15 protein-coding genes are annotated in these 20,979 nt (G+C 65.1%); 8 read left to right on the top strand and 7 right to left on the bottom strand.

All coding sequences use genetic code 11. From position 1 onward, the window contains the following. Positions 1 to 51 precede the first annotated feature (51 nt). The 5 genes from fahA to ACSHT2_RS22170 all read right to left on the bottom strand — a co-directional run bounded on the left by fahA (position 52) and on the right by ACSHT2_RS22170 (position 5,632). The gene (fahA, locus tag ACSHT2_RS22190; RefSeq protein ID WP_440636541.1) at positions 52 to 1,320 is read right to left on the bottom strand and encodes a fumarylacetoacetase; all 1,269 of its coding nucleotides are present in this window, start codon (positions 1,318 to 1,320) and stop codon (positions 52 to 54) included. Positions 1,321 to 1,461: 141 nt separating this feature from the next. Then, positions 1,462 to 2,808: a homogentisate 1,2-dioxygenase gene (gene hmgA / locus ACSHT2_RS22185; RefSeq protein WP_440636539.1), complete on the bottom strand. Its 1,347-nt coding sequence runs from the start codon at positions 2,806 to 2,808 to the stop codon at positions 1,462 to 1,464. A 2-nt stretch (positions 2,809 to 2,810) separates the two neighbouring features. Then, positions 2,811 to 3,767 (bottom strand): MBL fold metallo-hydrolase, encoded by a 957-nt coding sequence (locus ACSHT2_RS22180; RefSeq protein WP_271527678.1) that lies wholly within the window; start codon positions 3,765 to 3,767, stop codon positions 2,811 to 2,813. An 18-nt stretch (positions 3,768 to 3,785) separates the two neighbouring features. Beyond that, entirely contained in the window at positions 3,786 to 4,010 is a 225-nt protein-coding gene (locus tag ACSHT2_RS22175) for a DUF2783 domain-containing protein (RefSeq protein ID WP_028178781.1), read from the bottom strand. A gap of 8 nt (positions 4,011 to 4,018) precedes the next feature. Continuing rightward, entirely contained in the window at positions 4,019 to 5,632 is a 1,614-nt protein-coding gene (locus ACSHT2_RS22170; protein ID WP_440636538.1) for an FAD-dependent oxidoreductase, read from the bottom strand. Between the two features lie 110 nt (positions 5,633 to 5,742). Between ACSHT2_RS22170 and ACSHT2_RS22165 the strand changes: the two genes are divergently transcribed. After that, complete coding sequence (locus ACSHT2_RS22165) at positions 5,743 to 6,285, top strand: MarR family winged helix-turn-helix transcriptional regulator (protein WP_440636536.1); 543 nt, start codon at positions 5,743 to 5,745, stop codon at positions 6,283 to 6,285. Between the two features lie 104 nt (positions 6,286 to 6,389). Here the strand turns inward: ACSHT2_RS22165 and ACSHT2_RS22160 are convergent, their stop codons facing one another. After that, a complete protein-coding gene (locus ACSHT2_RS22160; RefSeq protein ID WP_440636534.1) occupies positions 6,390 to 7,196 on the bottom strand; it encodes an N-acyl homoserine lactonase family protein in 807 nt (268 codons plus the stop codon). A gap of 369 nt (positions 7,197 to 7,565) precedes the next feature. On the opposite strand from ACSHT2_RS22160, the gene ACSHT2_RS22155 reads away from it, so the two are divergent. The 4 genes from ACSHT2_RS22155 (at position 7,566) to ACSHT2_RS22140 (ending at position 14,160) form a co-directional block, all read left to right on the top strand. After that, complete coding sequence (locus tag ACSHT2_RS22155) at positions 7,566 to 9,110, top strand: caspase family protein (RefSeq protein ID WP_440636533.1); 1,545 nt, start codon at positions 7,566 to 7,568, stop codon at positions 9,108 to 9,110. 144 nt (positions 9,111 to 9,254) lie between these two features. Next, complete coding sequence (locus tag ACSHT2_RS22150; RefSeq protein ID WP_440636531.1) at positions 9,255 to 9,926, top strand: OmpA family protein; 672 nt, start codon at positions 9,255 to 9,257, stop codon at positions 9,924 to 9,926. A 155-nt stretch (positions 9,927 to 10,081) separates the two neighbouring features. After that, a complete protein-coding gene (locus ACSHT2_RS22145) occupies positions 10,082 to 11,011 on the top strand; it encodes an efflux RND transporter periplasmic adaptor subunit (protein ID WP_440636530.1) in 930 nt (309 codons plus the stop codon). Further along, complete coding sequence (locus ACSHT2_RS22140; protein ID WP_440636529.1) at positions 11,011 to 14,160, top strand: efflux RND transporter permease subunit; 3,150 nt, start codon at positions 11,011 to 11,013, stop codon at positions 14,158 to 14,160. Before ACSHT2_RS22145 ends, ACSHT2_RS22140 begins: the two co-directional genes overlap by 1 nt. 94 nt (positions 14,161 to 14,254) lie before the next feature. Here the strand turns inward: ACSHT2_RS22140 and ACSHT2_RS22135 are convergent, their stop codons facing one another. Beyond that, complete coding sequence (locus ACSHT2_RS22135; protein WP_440636528.1) at positions 14,255 to 14,929, bottom strand: Crp/Fnr family transcriptional regulator; 675 nt, start codon at positions 14,927 to 14,929, stop codon at positions 14,255 to 14,257. A gap of 236 nt (positions 14,930 to 15,165) precedes the next feature. Between ACSHT2_RS22135 and ACSHT2_RS22130 the strand changes: the two genes are divergently transcribed. The 3 genes from ACSHT2_RS22130 (at position 15,166) to ACSHT2_RS22120 (ending at position 20,956) form a co-directional block, all read left to right on the top strand. After that, the gene (locus ACSHT2_RS22130; RefSeq protein WP_440636526.1) at positions 15,166 to 17,229 is read left to right on the top strand and encodes an AsmA family protein; all 2,064 of its coding nucleotides are present in this window, start codon (positions 15,166 to 15,168) and stop codon (positions 17,227 to 17,229) included. Positions 17,230 to 17,459: 230 nt separating this feature from the next. Then, entirely contained in the window at positions 17,460 to 19,907 is a 2,448-nt protein-coding gene (locus ACSHT2_RS22125) for an adenylate/guanylate cyclase domain-containing protein (protein ID WP_440636524.1), read from the top strand. 341 nt (positions 19,908 to 20,248) lie between these two features. Beyond that, positions 20,249 to 20,956, top strand: a complete 708-nt coding sequence (locus ACSHT2_RS22120; RefSeq protein WP_440636523.1) for a GntR family transcriptional regulator — start codon at positions 20,249 to 20,251, stop codon at positions 20,954 to 20,956. Positions 20,957 to 20,979: the final 23 nt, after the last annotated feature.

The raw sequence follows: 20,979 nt of genomic DNA, 5'->3' as shown, positions 1-20,979 counted from the left end.
GCAATCGCGCACCGTAGTTCGCGCTACGCGCGCCCCGGAATGACAGCAACTTCACTCCGCCGGCAGAATCGTCCCCTCGACCTCGCCGAAGCCGACACGATAACCATTGCCCTGGCACCAGCCGCGCATCACGAGGCTGTCGCCGTCTTCCAGGAACGAGCGCTTGGCGCCGCCGGGCAGCTCGACCGGCTCGGTGCCGTTCCAGCTGATCTCGAGCAGGCTGCCGCGCTGGTTCTTCTCCGGGCCGGAGATGGTGCCGGACCCTAGGAGATCGCCGACATTCATGGCGCAGCCGCTGGAAGCGTGGTGCATGAGCTGCTGCACCGAGGACCAGTACATGTACTTGAAATTGGTGCGGCTGATGCTGGCGGGTGCATTGGCACCCGCAGCGCGCAAGGATACATCCAGCGCGACATCGTAGTTCTGCGGCTTCGTCTGCCTGAGATAGTCGAGCGGCACCGGCTCCTGCTCCGGCCCCTTCAGCCGGAACGGCTCCAGCGCCTCGCGCGTCACCACCCAGGGGCTGATCGATGTCGCAAACGCCTTGGCGAGAAACGGCCCGAGCGGCACATATTCCCATTGCTGGATGTCGCGCGCACTCCAGTCGTTGAGCAGCACGAAACCGAAGATCATCTCCTCGGCCTGTTGCTCTGTGAGCATTCCGCCCATCGGCGAGGGCTGACCGATCACGACACCCATCTCCAGCTCGAAATCGAGCCGCTTGCAGGGCCCGAAGCTCGGCGCTTCGACACTCGGCGGCTTCAGCTGCCCGCGCGGCCGCTTCACCTTCGTGCCGGAGACCACGACGGTCGATGCGCGGCCGTTATAGGCGATGGGCATATGCAGCCAGTTCGGCTGCAGCGCATTGTCCTTGCCGCGGAACATCACGCCGACATTGGTGGCGTGCTCTTTCGAGGAGTAGAAGTCGGTGTAGCCGGAGACGGTGAAGGGCAGATGCAGTTTGGCCGCCGACATGGGAACCAGAGCCAGCTTGCGCAACTCGTCATTGTCGCGCAGTTCGGGATTGTCGTGCCTCAAGAGCTCGCTGATCCGCGCGCGAGTCGTCGACCACACTTTCGGGCCTAACGACATGAACGGGTTCAGGCTGCCCGCCGCAAAGATCCCCGGCCGCCCGACATCGAGGCGGCCATCCTGCTCGAGCTCCCGGAGATCGAGAATGTAGGCGCCGATGGCGACACCAACGCGCGGCGCCAATCCATTCGCCGAGAACACGCCATAGGGCAGGTTCTGGATCGGGAAGTCGGAGGTGGGATCGACATCGATGAAGGAGCAGAGGCTGAGGTCGTTGGGGTGGGGCATTGGCTTCCTGCCGGATGTTTTTTTACAGTTTCTTCGCCGTCATTCCGGGGCGCGCGGAGCGCGAGCCCGGAATCCATAACCACGATCGTGAGTATGGATTCCGGGCCTGCGCCTTCGGCGCATCCCGGAATGACGAAGTAACTACGGCCGGCTCGGATCGAACCGCTTCTCCAGCCCGTTCCAGCAATCGGCATAGTCGTCCTGGAGCGTCGATGATTCCGCCGCATGCGCAGTGACACGCTGCGGGTAGCGGGTCTCGAACATGAAGGCCATGGTGCCGGTCAGCTTCACCGGCTTCAGCTCGCCATTGCTGGCGTGCTCGAAGGCGTCGCGGTCCGGGCCGTGCGGCAGCATGCAATTGTGCAGGCTCATGCCACCGGGGACGAAGCCTTGCGGCTTGGCGTCGTAGACGCCGTAGATCAGCCCCATGAACTCGCTCATGATGTTCATGTGATACCAGGGCGGACGGAAGGTGTTCTCGGCGACCATCCAGCGCTCGGGGAAGATCACGAAGTCGATATTCGCGGTGCCCGCGGTCTCCGACGGCGAGGTCAGCACCGTGAAAATCGAGGGATCGGGATGGTCGAAGCCGATCGCGCCGACGGGAGAGAAGGTACGCAGATCGTACTTATACGGCGCGTAATTGCCATGCCAAGCGACGACGTCGATCGGCGAATGCGGCAGCGTGGTCTTGAACAGCGACCCGCCCCACTTCACGAACAGTTCGGTCGGCGTGTCCTTGTCCTCGTAGTTCGCGACCGGCGTGAGGAAGTCGCGCGCGTTGGCGAGGCAGTTGGCGCCGATCGGGCCGCGCTCCGGCAGGGTGAAGGCGCCGCCGTAATTCTCGCAGAGGTATCCCCGCGCCGGGCCATTCGGAATCTCGACGCGGAACTTGACGCCGCGCGGGATCACCACGATCTCGCCGGGCTCGGCGTCGATGCGGCCGAACTCCGTGACGAGGCGCAAGACGCCCTGCTGGAGCACGAACATCAGCTCGCCATCGGCATTGTAGAAATGCTGGTCCACCATCGACTTGGTGATGACATAGACATGCGCGGCCATGCCGGCCTGCGTGTTGACATCACCGGCCGTCGTCATGGTCTGCACACCCTCAACGAAGGTGACATCCTCCTTGGGGAGCGGCGTCGGATCCCAGCGCAGCTGCGCGATCGGCAGCTCGTATTCATGGCACGGCGCCGAGCGCCACAGGCCGGCATCGACCTTCTCGAAGCGGCCGGAATGCTTCACCGAGGGCCGGATGCGGTACAGCCAGGAGCGCTCATTGGCGCCGCGCGGCGCGGTGAAAGGCGAGCCCGAGAGCTGCTCGGCATAGAGCCCGTAGGCGCAGCGCTGCGGCGAGTTGCGCCCGATCGGCAGCGCGCCAGGCAGCGCTTCCGTCTCAAAGCTGTTGCCGAAGCCGGACATGTAGCCCGGCGTCACCTGGGCCGAGCTGCGGATGATCTGGTCAGGCGAGGTATTGATGTTCATGACTATCCTCCTCCTTGCAAAGCGGCCCACATTTCCTGGTCGCGCTTGTCGGTCCAGATCACGGGGTCGTCTATTCCGGACGCCTCGTCATAGGCGCGCGACACGTTGAACGGCAGGCAGTGCTCGTAGATGGCGAAGCTGGAAAATTTGGGATCCATCACCTCGCGGGTGGCCGCCATCGATTCCTTCAGCGTGCGGCCCCGGGCAACGGAGATCTCGGCCGCGCCATAGAGCGAGGTGACGAAGTCGCGCGTCATCGCGATGGCCTCGCGCACCGTGGCTGTGCCCTTCAGCGCATCGCCGCGGCCCGGCGCGATCGCCTTGGGATTGAAGTTGCGGATCTCGTTCAACGTCATCGGCCATTCGCGCAGATGCGCATCGCCGCAATAGCAGGCCGAGTGATATTCGATCAGGTCGCCGGAGAACATCACCTCCGCGTCCGGCACCCAGGCGACGATGTCGCCGGAGGTGTGGCCGGCGCCCAGCTGCATCAGGCGAACCTCGCGCTTGCCGAGGTAAATTGTCATCTCGCCTTCGAAGGTCAGCGTCGGCCAGGTCAGGCCGGGGATGCTCTGCGCATCCTGGAACAGCCGTGGAAAGCGGCCGTATTCGGAATCCCAGTCCTGCTTGCCACGCTCCTCGATCAGCCGATACGTCTCCTGCGAGGCGACGATGCCTTGCGCCTTGTAGGCGGAGGCGCCAAGCACGCGCACGGCGTGATAGTGCGACAGCACGACATATTTGATCGGCTTGTCGGTGACTGCACGCACGCGCTCGATCACCTTGTTCGCCATCGCGGGCGTCGCCTGCGCGTCGAACACGAGGCAGCTGTCGTCGCCGACGATGACGGCGGTGTTCGGATCGCCCTCGGCGGTGAAAGCATAGAGATCGGTACCGATCTCGGAGAAGGTGATCTTCTTCTCGGAGAGATCGCCGGTGGATGCGAAGTTCTTCGCCATCAATTCGTCCTTACAGGTTTATTGCTGTTGCTGTTGTTGTTGCTGGCCGTCGATCATGCGGCGCTTCGCCAGCCCGATCGCCTCGCGCAGCACGTCGATATCGCCGATATGGTTGGCGAGGATCAGCACCAGCGCCGAATCGAGATCGGCGCTCTGCTCCTCGGTGAGACCGCGATGCGCCTCGACAATGGCGCGGAACGCATCGTCGGGGCGTGCGAAGTTGGAGCTGGTGGAAAGCGGCATGCGGAACCTCAATACAAGCCTTCGGCACGCACCAGCGCTGCCGCGATCGCCGCACGCGTCGGATGGCGGAAGCGCGCCGCAACATAGCCATCCGGCCTCAGCAGATAGGCGGCGCCGGGTTCAGCGCCGTAGCGCTTTGCGACGAAGCCCGAGGGATCGGCAAGCCCGCCCTCACCGCCGATGCGGATGCCCTTGACCCTATCGGGCGCATCGATGGGCGCACCATTGCTGAACGACAGCAAGGTGAAGTCCGTTCCACCCTTGCGGAAGGCATCCGTCAGATAGATCTGCTCGCCGGTGGGCGTCGTAGCGGGGGCGTCGAGAATGGAACAGCCGGGCGATGGTCCACCGTGCCACGTATCCGCGTCGAGCGAGGACAAAGGCGTGTCATAGCTGCATGGCACCGAAAGCCGGCCGCCATTGACCATACGCTTGCCGAACTCGGTCTCCTTGGCCAGCGACAGCACCGCCTTGCGCAGCCGCGCCTCCTGGTGCGAGTTCGGCGCCATGAAGTCGGTCGAGCGGGTGGATTCGCGGATGTTCTCGTCGGCCGCTGCGCTGCGCTCGATGTGATAGCTCTCGAGCAGGCTCGCTGGCGAGGTGCCGCGCAGCACGCGATCGAGCTTCCAGGACAGGTTTTCGGCGTCTTCGAGCCCGGAATTGGCGCCGCGCGCGCCGAAGGGCGAGACCTGATGCGCGGAATCGCCGGCAAAGATGACGCGGCCATGGATGAAGCGATCCATCCGCCGGCACTGGAATTTGTAGAGTGAGATCCACTCGAACGCGAACTCGTCATGGCCGAGCATGCGCGCGATCCGCGGTCGCACGTTCTCAGGCCTCTTCTCGACGACGGGATCAGCGTAACGGTTGAGCTGGAGATCGATGCGCCAGACATCGTCGGGCTGCCGGTGCAGCAGCGCCGAGCGCCCGGCATGGAACGGCGGATCGAACCAGAACCAGCGCTCGGTCGGAAACTCCGCGGTCATCTTGACGTCGGCGATGAGGAACTGGTCCTCGAACACCTGGCCGGCGAACTCGGCGCCGACCATCTGCCGCAACGAGGACCGCGCGCCGTCGCAGGCGATGACATATTGGGCGAGCACGCGGTATGCGCCCTCGGGCGTCTCGATCGTCAACGCGACAGAATCGTTGCGCTGCTCGAGCGCCGTCACCTTGTTGCGCCAGCGCAGATCGATCTCAGGCAGATCGTTGATGCGATCGACCAGATAGGCCTCGGCGTAATATTGCTGGAGATTGATGAAGGCCGGCCGCTTGTGGCCCTCCTCCGGCAACAGGTTGAACTGGTACAGCTGGGATTCGCCATGGAAGATGCGACCGACGCTCCACACCACGCCCTTGTCGACCATGCGGTCGCCGACGCCGAGCCGGTCCCAATATTCCAGCGAGCGTTTCGAGAAGCAGATCGCGCGAGAACCCTCGCCGATGCGGTCCGCATCATCCAGAAGGACGACACGCTGGCCGCGCTGAGCAAGATCGATCGCGAGCGACAGCCCGACCGGGCCTGCACCGACGACCACGACCGCGTGCTCGGCCGGGCTCTGGCCGGAACGATCCTGATCGGGGTAGCGTCGATAGCCGAACTGGGACTTGGCCTGCGCCATACACTAACCTCGGCTCTGGTCAGGAGAGGACTGATCTGCTAGATAGTCTCACGTGCAACTATTTTGGACCGGAGCCGGCCGGCCGTCAACTGGAATTCGGAGCGCTTTCCTTGGCGAGGACATCCAGCGACATCGCGCTGAAAGCGCGCGAGGCCGGCGAGGCTTCAGCGCGGCCAAAGCCACGGCTCGACCTGTTCAAGTTCGTGCCGTTCCGCCTCAACCGGCTCGCAGCGGAAGTCAGTTCCGCGCTTTCGGTCGAATATCAGGAACGACATGGCCTCGACATTCCGGCCTGGCGCGTGATCGCCACGCTCGGCTTCCGCAACGATGCCTGCAGCGCGCAGTACGTCGCGCAATGCACTCGCACGCACAAATCCACCATCAGCCGCGCGGTGACCACGCTGCTCAACAGCGATCTGATTGAACGGGTCGAGAACGAGGCCGACCGCCGCGAATTCCGCCTGCAACTGACGAAGAAGGGCCGCGCGCTGTACGAAGAGCTTTTCCCGCAATTGCTGCGGCGGGAAGACGAGATCCTCGCTTGCCTTTCCGCGCAGGAGCGCAGGCAACTCTCGGCCCTGCTCGGCAAGATCGAGCAGAGCCTCGACCTGATCCAGACCAGCGAAGAGGCCGACGCAAAACAGGCGTATTAGCCGATGCTGTCATTCCGGGGCGCCGCGACAGCGGCGAACCCGGAATCTCGCGCTACAACTTCTGGATTCCGGGTTCGCGCTGCGCGCGCCCCGGAACGACTTTCCTATTTCGCGAACGATCGCGTCGGTGGCAAATGCAGCGCCCAGGCGTCGACCTTCTCGCTGGCACGCGGATAGATCTCCGTCACGATCGGATCATGTCCGGGAATGAACCTGTCGGGATGGCCGGCAAGGCGCTCGATCGTCTCCCAGCCCTGCGCCATGTCGCCGACATTGTAGACGATCGGGAACGGGCTCCTGCGCTGCAGATTGGCGTAGTAATGCGCGGCATCGGATGCCAGCACGACCGGACCGCGCGCGGTTTCGACCCTGACCACCTGCAAGCCGTCGGAATGCCCGCCGACGCGATGCACGGTCACGCCTGGAGCAACCTCGCCGTCACCCGAATAGAAACTGACGCGCTCGCCATAGACGTGGCGCACCATCTGCGTGACGTGCTCGACCGAGAATGGATGACGCAACAGGCCATTGCACATGCAGCGGCCGGTCGCGTAAGCCATCTCGCGCTCCTGGAGATGGAAGCGCGCATTCGGGAAGCGGTCGAGATTGCCGGCGTGGTCGTAATGCAGATGCGTCACGATGATGTCGGCAATGGCTGTTGCCGCGACGCCGAAGCGCTCCAGCGCATCGACGGGATTGAGCGTGAGCTTGCGCGCCCTCGCGCTCGCTTCCTCGGCATTGAAGCCGGTATCGACCAGAATGTCGCGGGCACCACCGCGGATCAGCCAGACGAAATAGTCGAGGTCCTGCGCCGCACTGTCATGTGGATCGGGCGCCAGGAAGTTCATGCTGGGGGTGCGCGGCGACATCGTCGCGTAGCGAAGGGCGTAGATTTCGTAGACGTTTCCCATGGTTTTGCTTTTTCTGGGTTGGATCTTCTGGGACCATCGCGCGCACCAAGCCATCGCCGGCGGGAAAGGTCAAACGGGGCGTGGCGACGGGAGGCAAGCCCTGCAATGTGAGACCAATCACATTTTTCATCCCCATGGTTGCCCTAACATGCTGCCGATAGGATCGAACCAGGTCGCACCGAGTACTGTCATGGCAGCCCGTCTATTCCCCTCGCGGCACGCCCGCACGTTGCGGTCAATCGTCACAATAATGCCGAATCTCCAAGCGGTTGACGCCCCCCGTCCCCGGTTTGATAATGCAGGAAGCGTAAGTTAAGGTCGCCGCGGCGCAAGCTGGAACGGCGCCTTTTTGGCTGGACCGCGCTGATTATGAAAATTCGCTTCTTTTTCCTTCTGCCCTTGCTCGTCTCGCTTGTCCCGACTGCCCCATCGCTTGCGGCCGGCGACCGTTTTGCGCTGGTCATCGGCAATGCAAAATATCCGGACGCGGATGCTCCGCTGAAGGAACCGATCAACGATGCGCGCGACGTCGCCGATGAACTCAAGCGGGACGGCTTCTCGGTCGAGGTCGGCGAGAACCTGACCGGCGACGGCATGCGCCGCGCCTTCGACAAGCTCTACGGCAAGATCAAGCCGGGATCGGTGGCGCTGGTGTTCTTCAGCGGTTTCGGCATCCAGTCGGCGCGCCAGAGCTACTTGCTGCCTGTCGATGCGCAGATCTGGACGGAATCCGACGTGCGCCGCGACGGTTTCAGCCTCGAGACGGTCCTCGGCGAGCTCAACACCCGCGGCGCCGGCGTCAAGATCGCGCTGATCGACGCCTCCAGGCGCAACCCGTTCGAGCGCCGGTTCCGCAGCTTCTCGGCCGGCCTGACCCCGGTTATCGCGCCGAACGGCACGCTGGTGATGTATTCGGCGGCGCTGGCCTCGGTGGTCTCGGACGCCGGTGGCGACCACAGCCTGTTCGTCCAGGAGCTGCTGAAGGAGATCCGCGTCCCCGACCTGATGGCCGAGGAGACGCTGAACCGCACCAAGATGGGCGTGACCCGCGCCTCGCGCGGCGAGCAGGTGCCGTGGATTTCCTCGTCATTGGCCGAAGATTTCTCGTTCATGCCGGGGGCCGGCGGATCGCGTCCCACAACGACGACCCCGCCTGCACCTCCCCCTGCGCCGGCCGTCGTCGCCAACAACCCGCCGCCCACGCCGCCGACACCACCTCCGCCGCCGAAGCCCGCCGACACTGCCGCGGCACCCGCTCCTGCTGCACCTGCACCTGCACCTGCACCTGCACCTGCGCCGGCTCCCACGCCGAAGCCGCAGATCGAGGCTGCCCTGCCGCCACCACCGCCGCCGGTGAAGCCGATCGATCCCGGTGCCGCGCCGAGCACGGGCAGCGGGCCCAGCGCCGCCGTCCTGGCTGACGATCCCACGATCAAGGGCCTGACCGCCAAGATTGCCGCCAATCCGGACGACGTGAACGCGCTGTACCGGCGCGGCCAGGTCTATGCCAGCAAGGGCGCCTACACCCTCGCCATCAAGGATTTCGACGACACCCTCCGGATCAATTCGAAGGACGTCGAAGCGTTGAACAACCGTTGCTGGACCCGCACCGTGGTCGGCGACCTCCAGGGGGCGCTGAAGGATTGCAACGAGGCACTGCGGCTGCGGCCGAATTTCGTCGATGCGCTGGACAGCCGGGGACTCGTCAACCTCAAGTCGGGAGCGGTGAAGAATGCCATCGCCGATTTCGACGCGGCCCTGAAGATCAACCCGCGCCTGACCTCCTCGCTCTACGGACGGGGCGTTGCCAAGCAACGGAACGGCTCCGCGCAGGAAGGGGCGCTGGACATCGCCAATGCCAAGGCGATGGATCCGAACATCGTTCAGGAATTCGCAAGCTACGGAGTGCGTTGATATTTTTTTGGGTTGAGGCAGTCGAAGCCTCGAACCTTGAACAGGCCAAGAAAGACTAATGGGCGGATGCCGCAAGAGGCCTTTTCCGGGGCCTATTGCTGGAGTTTGGAAGCACGCCAGCTGGCTGCGCAGGAGGGACTGGCTATGAGATTGGCTGCAAAAGGACTTACCGCGATCCTGTCCATCATCACTATCGGCGCTGCCCTGTCATTGCCGACCTCGGCCGCATACGCGGGCGATGGCGGCAACAGCAAGAATGTCACTGAGGACGAGATCGTCCGCGCGCTCGCGCCACCGGCCAAGAAGCCCCTGACCCGCGGCCTCTCGATTGGCCCACAGACCGAATCCGCGCCGAATGCGGCAGAGACCAAGCTGATTCAGTCCGTGCGCGGCCGCTCAACGCGCTCGCTGTCCTCGACCGAGCGCGAGGAAATTGCTTCAGTCGCCAAGGACAAGCCGAACATCGATCTCGAAATCACGTTCGACTACAACTCCGCCAACATCAGCGCCAAATCGATGCCGTCGGTGCAGGCGCTCGGCCGGGCGCTGACCAGTCCCGACCTGAGGGGCTCGACCTTCGTGGTCGCCGGCCACACCGATGCCGCCGGCGGCGAAGCTTACAACCAGGACCTGTCAGAGCGTCGCGCCGATTCGATCAAGCGCTACCTCATCGAGAAGTACAACGTCTCCGCGACCGATCTCGTCACCGTCGGCTATGGCAAGAGCAAGCTCAAGAATCCGAGCCAGCCGCTGGCCGAGGTCAACCGCCGCGTGCAGGTCGTCAACATGGAAAACAAGACCACCGCGTCGAAGTGAGCCTGACGTAATCCTTTGCAGTGACGAGTCGTGATGTGGTGTAAGGTCTCGCTTCCAAAGCGCGTCCCGCAACCTTGCGGGACGCTTTATTTCAGGGAAACGCTCTGTTTGGGCCTCGTGCGGATGGCCGTGAGCCAGGCCAGGATGATCCGGCGATGAATTTGACCGAATATCTCAAGCCGGTCGGAACCGTGCTGTTCGTCGCCGCGCTCGGCGCCGGCTATTATCTGTTCGAGCATCGGCATCGACCCGAAGCGAAGGAGACGCCGGGCGAGGCGCTCGTCATCGTAACGAAGTCGACCAACGCCTGCTTCTCCGACCTGGTGCGGGTGACCGGTTTCTTCGTGCCGCGCCGCGAGGCGGTGGTCGTTGCCGACCAGGAAGGCTCCAGGGTCACCGATCTCTTGGTCACCGAGGGCGCCGTCGTCGCCGACAACCAGGAGCTGGCGCGCCTGACTGCGCCGCCGCAGATCCCTGGCCAGCCGCAGCGACCCGGCCCACAAGGCCCGATCTCGCTGAAAGCACCTGCGCCGGGGCTCATCACCGAGGTCCGCACCATCGTCGGCGCGCCGGCCTCGCCACAGGCCGGTCCGATGTTCCGCATCGCCGTCAACAACGAGATCGAGCTCGACGCCCAGGTGCCGGCGGTGCACATGTCCAAGCTCAGTTCCGGCGCGACCGTGCGCATCAGCCGCGACGACGCGCCCGATTTGATCGGACGCGTCCGGCTGGTCGCGCCCGAAATCGACCGCACGACCCAGCTCGGGCGCGTCCGCATCAGCGTCACCAACAACCCCTCGCTGAAAGTCGGCGTGTTCGCCCGCGCCTCGATCGACGCCAAGCGCAGCTGCGGCGTCTCGATCCCCAAGACCTCGATCGATCATCTCACGGTGCAGGTCGTCAAAGGCAACATCGTCGAGACGCGCAAGGTACGGGTCGGACTGTCGTCCGACAGCGCGACGGAAATCCTGGAAGGGCTCGAAGTCGGCGAAATCGTCGTGGCCGACGCCGGCTCTTCGCTCCATGACGGCGACCAGATCAAGACCATGTTCGCCGATGAACTCGATCGCACGCGGGTACGCTGATGGCTCTCAATATCTCGGCATGGTCTATACGTCATCCGCTGCCGTCTGTCGTCTTTTCGATCATCCTCCTGGTTCTCGGCTGGACCTCCTTCACCAAGCTTGCGGTGACGCGGCTGCCGTCGGCCGACATCCCCGTGATCTCGGTTGCGGTCTCGCAGTTTGGCGCAGCGCCGGCCGAGCTCGAATCCCAGGTCACCAAGACGGTTGAAGACGCGGTCTCCGGCGTCGAGGGCGTCAGGCACATCACCTCCTCGATCACCGACGGCCTGTCGGTCACCACGATCCAGTTCGCGCTCGAGACCAACACCGACCGCGCGCTCAACGACGTCAAGGACGCGGTGACGCGCGTGCGCTCCAACCTGCCGCAGAACGTCACCGAACCGCTGATCCAGCGCGTCGACGTCATCGGCCTGCCGATCGTCACCTATGCCGCGATCTCGCCCGGCAAGACGCCGGAGCAGCTCTCCTATTTCGTCGACGACGTGGTCAAGCGCGCGCTGCAGGGCGTGCGCGGCGTCGCGCAGGTCGAGCGCATCGGCGGTGTCGAGCGCGAGATCCTGGTCTCGCTCGATCCCGATCGCTTGCAGGCAATGGGCCTGACGGCCGTCAATGTCAGCCAGAGCCTGCGCGGCACCAATGTCGACGTCGCCGGCGGCCGCGCCGAGATCGGCAAGAACGACCAGGCGATCCGCACGCTCGCAGGCGCCAAGACGCTGGGCGATCTCGCCGGCACCATGATCCCGCTGTTCGGCGGCGGCGAGGTCCGGCTCGACGATCTCGGCACCGTCACCGACACCATCGCCGACCGCCGCACCTTCGCCCGCTTCAATGGCGAGCCGGTGGTCGCGCTCGGCATCAAGCGTTCCAAGGGCGCCAGCGACGTGAAGGTCGCCGAAGCCGTGCAGAAACGCATCGACGCGCTGAAGGCCGCCTATCCCGAGGTCGACCTGAAGCTGATCGACACCTCGGTCGAGTATACCAAGGGCAACTACCACGCGGCGATCTCGACCCTGTTCGAAGGCGCCATCCTTGCCGTCGTCATCGTGCTCCTGTTCCTGCGCGACCTGCGTGCGACGATCATCGCCGCGATCTCGCTGCCGCTGTCGATCTTCCCGGCGTTCTGGGCGATGGACATGCTCGGCTTCTCGCTGAACCTCGTCAGCTTCCTCGCCATCACGCTGTCGACCGGCATTCTGGTCGACGATGCCATCGTCGAGATCGAGAACATCGTCCGGCACATGAACATGGGCAAGTCGCCCTACCGTGCCGCGCTGGAGGCCGCCGACGAGATCGGCCTCGCGGTCATCGCGATCTCGCTGACCATCATCGCGATCTTCGCACCCGCGAGCTTCATGTCGGGCATTGCCGGACAGTTCTTCAAGCAGTTCGGCATCACCGTCTCGGTGCAGGTGTTCTTCTCGCTGCTCGCGGCCCGTTTCGTCACGCCGGTGCTGGCCGCCTACTTCCTCAAGCACCATACGCATGTGGAACCGCCGCCCGGCCGCATATTGCGGTCCTATCATCGGATCGTGGCCTGGTCGGTGAAGCACTATTTCGTCACGGTGCTGATCGGCCTCGGCGTCTTCGCCGCCTCGATCTGGAGCATCACGCTGCTGCCGCAGGGCTTCCTTCCGGCGCAGGACAGCGCCCGCTCGCTGCTTGCCCTCGAGCTGCCGCCGGGCACCCAGCTCGCCTACACCGAAAAGGTCACAGAGGACATCGTCGCGCGCCTGCGCAAGCGGCCCGAGGTCAAGAGCATCTTCGTCGATGGCGGGCGCGTCCCGCCGGGGACCCAGGAAGTGCGGCGCGCCGCCCTGATCATCAATTACACGCCCAAGAACAGCCGCGACATCACCCAGCGCGAGCTCGAATTCTCGATCAGCCAGGAGCTGGAGAACGTTCCCGATATCCGCTTCTGGTTCCTGGACGAGAACGGCCTGCGCGCGATCTCGCTGGTGGTGACCGGTGTCGACCCCAACATCGTCAACAACGTCGCGAGCGAGCTTGCGACGCAGATGAAGCGCATTCCCACCATCGCCAACGTGATCTCGGAGACCTCGCTGGAGCGTCCCGAGCTGCGCATCGAGCCGCGCGCCGATCTCGCCGCACGGCTCGGCGTGTCCACCGAAAGCCTGTCGCAGACCATCCGCGTCGCCACCATCGGCGACGTCGGGCCTGCGCTCGCCAAATTCGACGTGGGCGACCGCCTGGTTCCGATCCGGGTGCAGCTCGAGGATGCCGCGCGCGGCAATCTGAAGACGCTCGAACAGCTCCGCGTGCCGCTCGGCGAGCGCGGCGAGAAGGGCGGCGTGCCGCTCTCGGTCATCGCCGACGTCAAGCTCGACCAGGGTCCGACCAGCATCAACCGCTACGACCGTGAGCGGCAGGCAACCGTCGCGGCCGACCTCGTCGGCTCCGCCGCGCTCGGCGATGCGACCAAGAAGATCTACGACCTGCCTGTCATGAAGACCCTGCCGAAGGGCGTGAAGGTCTCGCCATCCGGCGACGCCGAAAGCTTGAACGAACTGTCCGACGGCTTCGCCACCGCGATCACGGCGGGCCTGATGATGGTCTACGCCGTGCTGGTGCTGCTGTTCGGCACCTTCCTGCAGCCGATCACCATCCTGTTCTCGCTGCCGCTCTCGATCGGCGGCGCCATCGCCGCACTGCTCGTCACCGGCAAGCAGCTCACCACGCCGGTGTGGATCGGCATCCTGATGCTGATGGGTATCGTCACGAAGAACGCGATCATGCTGGTGGAATTCGCGATCGAAGCCATTCGCGCCGGCAAGCCGCGCGAGGAAGCCATGATCGACGCCGGCATGAAGCGCGCCCGGCCGATCGTGATGACCACGATCGCGATGGCCGCCGGCATGATACCGAGCGCGCTCGCGGTCGGCGCCGGCGGCGAATTCCGCTCGCCGATGGCGCTCGCGGTGATCGGCGGCCTGATCTTCTCGACCATCCTGTCGCTGGTGTTCGTGCCCGCGATGTTCATGGTGATGGACGATTTCGGCGCCCTGATCTGGCGCTTCGCCAAGCGGCTGATCGTGCACAGCGAGGATGCCGAGACGGACGATCATCACGGAGCGGCACCAGCGGAAGCGCCCCGCGTACCAAAGAACTTCGTGCACCCGGCGGCGGAGTAGGACCGCGCGTCTCAAACGGACGACGCCGCCGGTTGGGTGCGATGATGAGTGCGCGGCGAGCAGGAAGATCGGACGCCGCGAGCAGCCGCCTACCCTACTCGTTCCGCGCGATCGCGGTCAGCTTGTTCATGTTCCGCAGCAATATCCGGCCGCGCTGGAGATCGAGGATCGCCTCCTTGCGCCAGGCCTGGAGCTGGCGGTTGACGCTCTCGCGTGCGGCGCCGACGAAGATGCCGAGCTGCTCCTGCGAAATGTGGACCTCGGAACCGAAATCGGCAGCAAGCGCGCAGAGCCGCCGCGCCAGGCGAACCGGCAGCGGCTGCAGCATGGATTCTTCCATGCGCTCGCTCTGCCAGCGGATGCGCTGGCAGAGCAGTGCGATGATCTTGATCGCGACCTTTGGCTCGCGCTCGAGGAAGCCGAGGAAATCTTCGCGCCGCAGCACGAACAGCTCACTGGTCTCGCCCGCAGTGGCGTCCGCCGTGCGGCTCTGGCCGTCCAGCACCGCGACCTCGCCGAACAGGTCGCCCGGCCCCATGAAATTCAGCGTCAGCCGGCTGCCGTCGGAGGCCCCGGTCTCGATGCGGACCTGGCCGCGGCGCACGCCGAACAGCGCGTCCCCGGGATCGCCCTTCTGGAACAGCACCTCGCCATTCCCCAAATGCTGGGTGTGACAGAGATTGGACAGCCGCTGGAGCTCGTCTGCGCCGAGATCGGCGAACATCGGGTTCATCTTCAGAATGACCGCAAATTCGGCCTGCTTGCTCATTTCAATGTCCTTGTGAACGTCCTGGTCACTGTTCCTGTCAAATCGCTTGAATCCATCAACTTCAGGATCGCGTAAAACCGCGCCGGAGAAGTGTGTCATAAGTCACATAACTTTGCAGCACCCCCTGACTATTTTTACGCGCTTGGAGCCGCTTCCCGTCCGGGGATAAACTAAAGGTGCAAAGGACGGGTCATCTGCCGGATTCGACGCCGATCATCCGTCGTTGGAAAGTCGACATGAGAGCATTGAAATTCGCCGGCGGAGCTTTGGCCGCCGTCATCATCGTGATCGCACTCCTGCTGATGGTAGGGATCCCCTCGGGCTTCCTGACCTCCACGATCGCCTCGCACGTCGAGAGCGCGACCGGCTATCGCCTGTCGATCGACGGCACCACGAAGATCAGCCTGTGGCCGACGCTGAACATCACCCTGAACGACCTCACGCTTGCCGACCCCAAGGACCGCAGCGGCATCACGCGCCTGACGATCGACAGCGTGCAGGCCGACGTGTCGCTCGCAAGCATATGGTCCGGTCGCCCCGAGATCGGCGAGCTCGTCGTCACCCGTCCCGTGCTCTACCAGCCGCTGCTGCGTGAGCGCCTGCCGAGTGCCGGCGCCCCGTCGAAGCCGCGCGCGCTCGATACCAATGGCGCCACCATCGACCGCATCAAGATCACCGACGGCGAAGTTGCATTCTCGCGCCTGCGCGATCGTGTCGAGGGCCGCATCAGCGCCATCAACGCCGACGCGACCGTCGACCGCGACCGCAAGGTCAATATCACCGGCACCGCGCGCGTCGGCGATCATCCGACCAAGTTCGACATCAAGACAACCACGCCGGCGGCGCCGGCCGAGCGGCCGACGGTGCCGGTGGATTTCGCCATCGACATGCCTGACGTGCTGAAGTCCCAGCTCACCGGTCACGCCGAGATGCGGCTCAATGGCGATGTCGTGATGATCAACGGCCTGAACGGCAGGCTCGGCGACGGCGCATTCAACGGCTGGGCTTCGGTCGACATTGCGAGCAAGCCTCTGGTCAAGGTCGACCTCGACTTCCAGCGGCTCGCGATGCCGCTGGCGAAATCGCCGGAGGGCACGGCCGGGCAGCCCTGGAGCAATGCGCCGATCAACGTGTCCGGGCTCAACTATGTCGATGCGCAGTTGCGGATCTCCGCGAACGAAGCCTTGATCGGCGATGCGCGCATCGCGCCGCTGGCGCTCGATGCCAAGCTCGCCGGCGGCGTGCTGAAGGCCGGCACCGCCAATCTCGGCGCCTATGGCGGCCAGGTCTCGGGCGAGGTGATCCTGGATGCGACCAGCGGCGCGCCGAGCTTTGCCATGCATTCCGATCTCGTCGGCGTGCGCGCGCTGCCGCTGCTCCAGGGCCTTGCCGAATTCGACCGCATCGACGGCAAGCTGCAGGCCAAGCTCGCCCTGCGCAGCGCCGGCAACAGCCAGCGCGCGCTGATGGCGAACATGCAGGGCACGGCCTTCGTCAATTTCCAGGACGGCGCCATCCGCGGCATCAACGTCGCGCAGATGGTCCGCTCGCTGACGACGGGCATGCTGTCCGGCTGGCAAGAGAATAAGGACCAGGGCCAGGAGCAGAGCACGGATTTGTCGCAGCTCTCGGCCTCCTTCCGCATCGACAAGGGCCAGGCGGTGACGACCGATCTCAATCTGATCGGGCCGCTGGTGCGCGTGACCGGCGCCGGCACCATCGCGCTCGACACCAAGATGATGGGCTTTCGCGTCGAGCCGAAGCTCGTGATGACGACCGAAGGCCAAGGCCGCACCTCCGAGCCGGTCGGCTTCGGCATCCCCGTGATGATCCAGGGCAGCTGGTCGCAGCCGCGGATCTATCCCGACATGGCCGGCATGCTGGACAATCCGGACGCCGCCTATGCCAAGCTGCGCGAAATGGGCAAGGGCCTGTTCGGCCCCGACGGCGCCGGGCTCGGCAACATTCTGGGCAGCTTCGGCAGCAACCTTGGCCTGGGTGGCACCACCGCACCGGGCGGCAATGCTCCCGGCAATGCCAATCCGCAAGCCCAGCAGCCGGGGCAGAACAATCTGCTCGGCGGCCCGCTGGGGGAGGCGATCGGCAATCTGATCCAGCAGGGGCTTTCCAATGGCCCCGCAACGGGCAGCGGCTCCGGCCGCAGCCGCAGCTTGCCGGCAACGCCCTCCACCCCGGCACCGCAGAGCTCGCCTGAGGCCCCCGCTGTGGAGGACCCGCCGGTCGCGCAGCAGGACAGTCAGCCAATGAACGACGTGCTGCGGCAGCTCTTCAACCGGTGATCGGCGGACTGGCGCGCTGGGCTTCACGGGCAAATCCGTGCATCGGCTTGCACGCCTGCGGCTCCCTCCGAACGCATGAGGCTGCGACAATTCACCGCCCTTCCACCTGACCGGGAGTCCGCAAGGGGTAACCACACCGGCCGGTCCCCGGCCGCGCAACGGCCCTTCGGCCCAAATTGTGGTAGAACGGCCCGTAGCGCCGGCGTCGATGGCGGCGCGAGAGGATCGGGATGGCAGGAGCGAACGACAAGACACGGTTTCTGCGCGAGGGCCTGTTCGCCAAATACGTCGTCTCCCTCGTCGGCCTCGTCGTGTTCGTCCTCGCCGTCAACGGCGCGATGGAGACCTGGATCTCCTATCGCGCGACCAGGACGTCGCTGACCGACGGGCTGGAGGACAAGGCGCAGGCAGCCGCCCGGCGGATCGAGCAGTCGATCTCCGAGCTCGATCGCCAGATCAGCTGGGTGACGCGGGCGAGCCAGGACACGCTGGAAAAGCGCCGCGCCGACTACGCCCAGCTGCTGCACCAGGTCTCCGACGTCAACCAGCTGTTCCAGCTCAATGGCGACGGCCGCGAGGTGCTGCGCGTCTCCCGGCAATCGACCACGACCGGCGGCAATGCCGACCTCTCCCGCGACATGCGCTTCACCGACGCCGTCGCCCGCGGCGTCAGCTATGCGCCGGCCTGGTTCACCGACCGGACGCCGTTGATGTCGATCTCGGTGGCGCATTCCGGCTTCAATGCCGGCGTCACCGTGGCCGAGATTGATCTCAGCTTCCTCTCCGACTTCCTGTCCGACGCCCAGGTCGGCAAGGCGGCCTTTGCCTATGTCGTCGATCCGCGCGGCCGCGTGCTGGCGACGTCCTCGAAAGGGCCCGAAATCGGCAAGGACCTCGCCAGGCTGCCGCAGGTGGCGGCCGCGATCGCGCCCGGCCACGAGCCCGACACGTCCGGCACCGACTTCAACGGCCATGCGGTGATGAGCGCCGCGAGCATCGTGCCGAAGCTCGGCTGGAGCGTGCTGTTCGAGCAGCCGACGACGCAGGCCCTGATGCCGATCCGCGACCAGCTGGTGCGCATCGCGCTGCTGATCGGCATGGGCCTGATGGTCGCGATCCTGGCCGGCACGCTGCTGGCGCGCCGCATGATCATCCCGATCACGGCGCTGCGCGACGGCGCGCACAAGCTCGGCGAAGGCGATTTCAGCCACCGTATCGACGTGCACACCTCCGACGAGCTGGAGGACCTCGCCGGGCAGTTCAACCGCATGGCCGACCAGATCCAGGAGACCTATTCGAACCTTGAGACCAAGGTCGAGGAGCGCACCCGCGATCTCGCGCAGTCGATCCACGAGCTCAAGGTGCTGGAGGAGGTCGGCCGCGCGGTGGCCTCCTCGCTCGATCTCAACGCGGTGCTTGCGACCATCGCCGCCCGCGCGATCGAGATCACCCATGCCGACGCGGTGCTGATCTACGGCTTCGACGCCGAGACGGGCCGCTTCAACCTGGTCGAGGCCAACGGCATCGACAGATCCGCCGACGGCGCGCACGTCACAATCGCGCAAGGCGAGAACATCCTGAGCGATGCCGCCGACAGCGGCGAACCGATCGCGCTTGCCGAGCTCGGCGACGCCGCCGAGCAGCCGCTGCGCGAGGTCGCGCTCGCTGCCGGCTTCAGCTCAGTGCTGGTGGTGCCGCTGATCGACCAGCAGGGCACGCTGGGCTCGCTGGTGGTGCTGCGCCGCGCCGGCGGCGAGTTCGCCGGCAGCGTCATCGGCCTGATGCGCACCTTCGCCAACCAGGCCGTGCTGGCGATGCGCAATGCGCGGCTGTTCAGCGAGGTCGACCACAAGAGCCACGCGCTGGAGGCCGCGAACAAGACCGTGCGCGCCCAGGCGGACAAGCTGCGCGAGCAGACCGAGCAGCTCAAGGACTGGAACAAGTCGCTGGAGGCGCGCGTCAAGACCCAGCTCGGCGAGATCGAGCGCATCCGCAAGCTCGAGCGTTTCCTGGCGCCGCAGGTGGCGCAGCTGATCGCCTCCTCCGACAGCCCCGAGGGGCTGCTCACCAGCCAGCGCCGCGAGGTCACGGTCGTGTTCTGCGACCTGCGCGGCTTCACCGCGTTCACGGAAGCGACCGAGCCGGAAGAGGCGATGAACGTGCTGCGCGAATATCACGCGGCGCTCGGCAAGCTGATCTTCAAATACGAGGGCACGCTCGACAAATATGCCGGCGACGGCGTGATGATCCTGTTCAACGCGCCGATCCAGTTCGAGGACCACACCAGGCGCGCCGTGAAGATGGCGGTGGAGATGCGCGACACCATCGGCCCCTTGACCGAGCGCTGGCGCAACCGCGGCCACAGCCTCGGCTTCGGCATCGGCATCGCGCTCGGCTATGCCACGCTCGGCCAGGTCGGCTTCGAGCAGCGGCTGGAATATGCCGCGATCGGCAGCGTCACCAACCTCGCCTCCCGCCTCTGCGGCGAAGCCAAGCCCAACCAGATCGTGGTGAGCCGCCGCGTCTACGGCATGGTCGAGCCCTGGGTCGAGGCACGCGCCCTCGATGATCTCCAGCTCAAGGGCTTCAATCACCCCGTGCTGGCGATGGAGATTTTGAGCTGGCGCGAGGAGGTGGAGAACGTGGTGGATGCGTCGGCGGTGCGCATGCGAGGCTAGCCGCAAACAAGAACTGCGAGAACAACCCCATGCACAGTAGCCGGGGGCCGAAAAATCAATGGGTTACGTGGGGCATCCACAGGAGTGCCGAAGCGTTTGACACGGTCGGGAAAATCACCGGCGGGATGGCAGCATCCCCACTCCCCCACGGACCACATCCCTCCTCCACACGACTAACCCTCACCTCAAGAAGAGGCTTGCCGCTCCGTCGCGCGCCGATCTCATCGAGAAGCAGCTCCCAATGCTCAACCAGAGGCGCCCATAAAATCGATTTTCGATTTTTTGTTGACCGCGGGGTGCCGCCTTGCAATCATCCCGCGATGGGTCCGCTTCAGTTCGATATGTCCGGAAACCCCGGCGACGGTCCGCGCAGCCTGACGTCGGCGCTGCATGAGCGATTGCGCGCAGATATCCTGGCAGCTCGGCTTCTGCCGGGTCAGAAGCTGCATATCGCCGGCCTCGCCAAGACGTTTTCGGTCAGCCTTGCCGCCGTCCGCGAAGCCCTGTCGCGTCTCGTCGCCGACGGCCTCGTGCAGGCGTCAGACCAGCGCGGCTTCCGCGTGAGCCCGGTGTCGCTCGCCGATCTCGCCGACGTGACACAGACCCGGATCGACATCGAGGGGCTCGCGCTGCGCCGTTCGATCGAGCGGGGCGATGAGTCCTGGCTCGCGTCGGTGGAGTCGACGTGGAGGGACCTGAAAGCCGTCCCCTATCGCTACCCTGATGATCCGACCGTGCACTACGAGGAATGGGTGATCCGTCACCGCATTTTCCACCGCGCGCTGGTCAACGCCTGCGGCTCGCCATGGCTGCTCGGCTTCCGCGACGTGTTGCACGAGCAAAGCGAGAGATATCGCCGTCTCTCGATCCGACGCGAGCCCGGCGTCAAGCCGCGCGACGTCGAGGCTGAACACGAGGCGATCGTCGCTGCCGTGGTGAAGCGCGACGCGGATGCGGCAGTTCGCGCCTTGTCAAAGCATTTCGGCACCACCAAGGAGTTCGTCGAGCTCGCCGCCTCACGCATTGCGGAGGTGAGCCGCACGACCTGACGATCCCTAGAAATTCGGCACAA

The organism is Bradyrhizobium sp. PUT101, assembly GCF_052043945.1.
Lineage (GTDB): Bacteria > Pseudomonadota > Alphaproteobacteria > Rhizobiales > Xanthobacteraceae > Bradyrhizobium.
The sequence above is the reverse complement of the archived record's forward strand: the minus strand, read 5'-3'. Positions and strand labels throughout refer to the sequence as shown.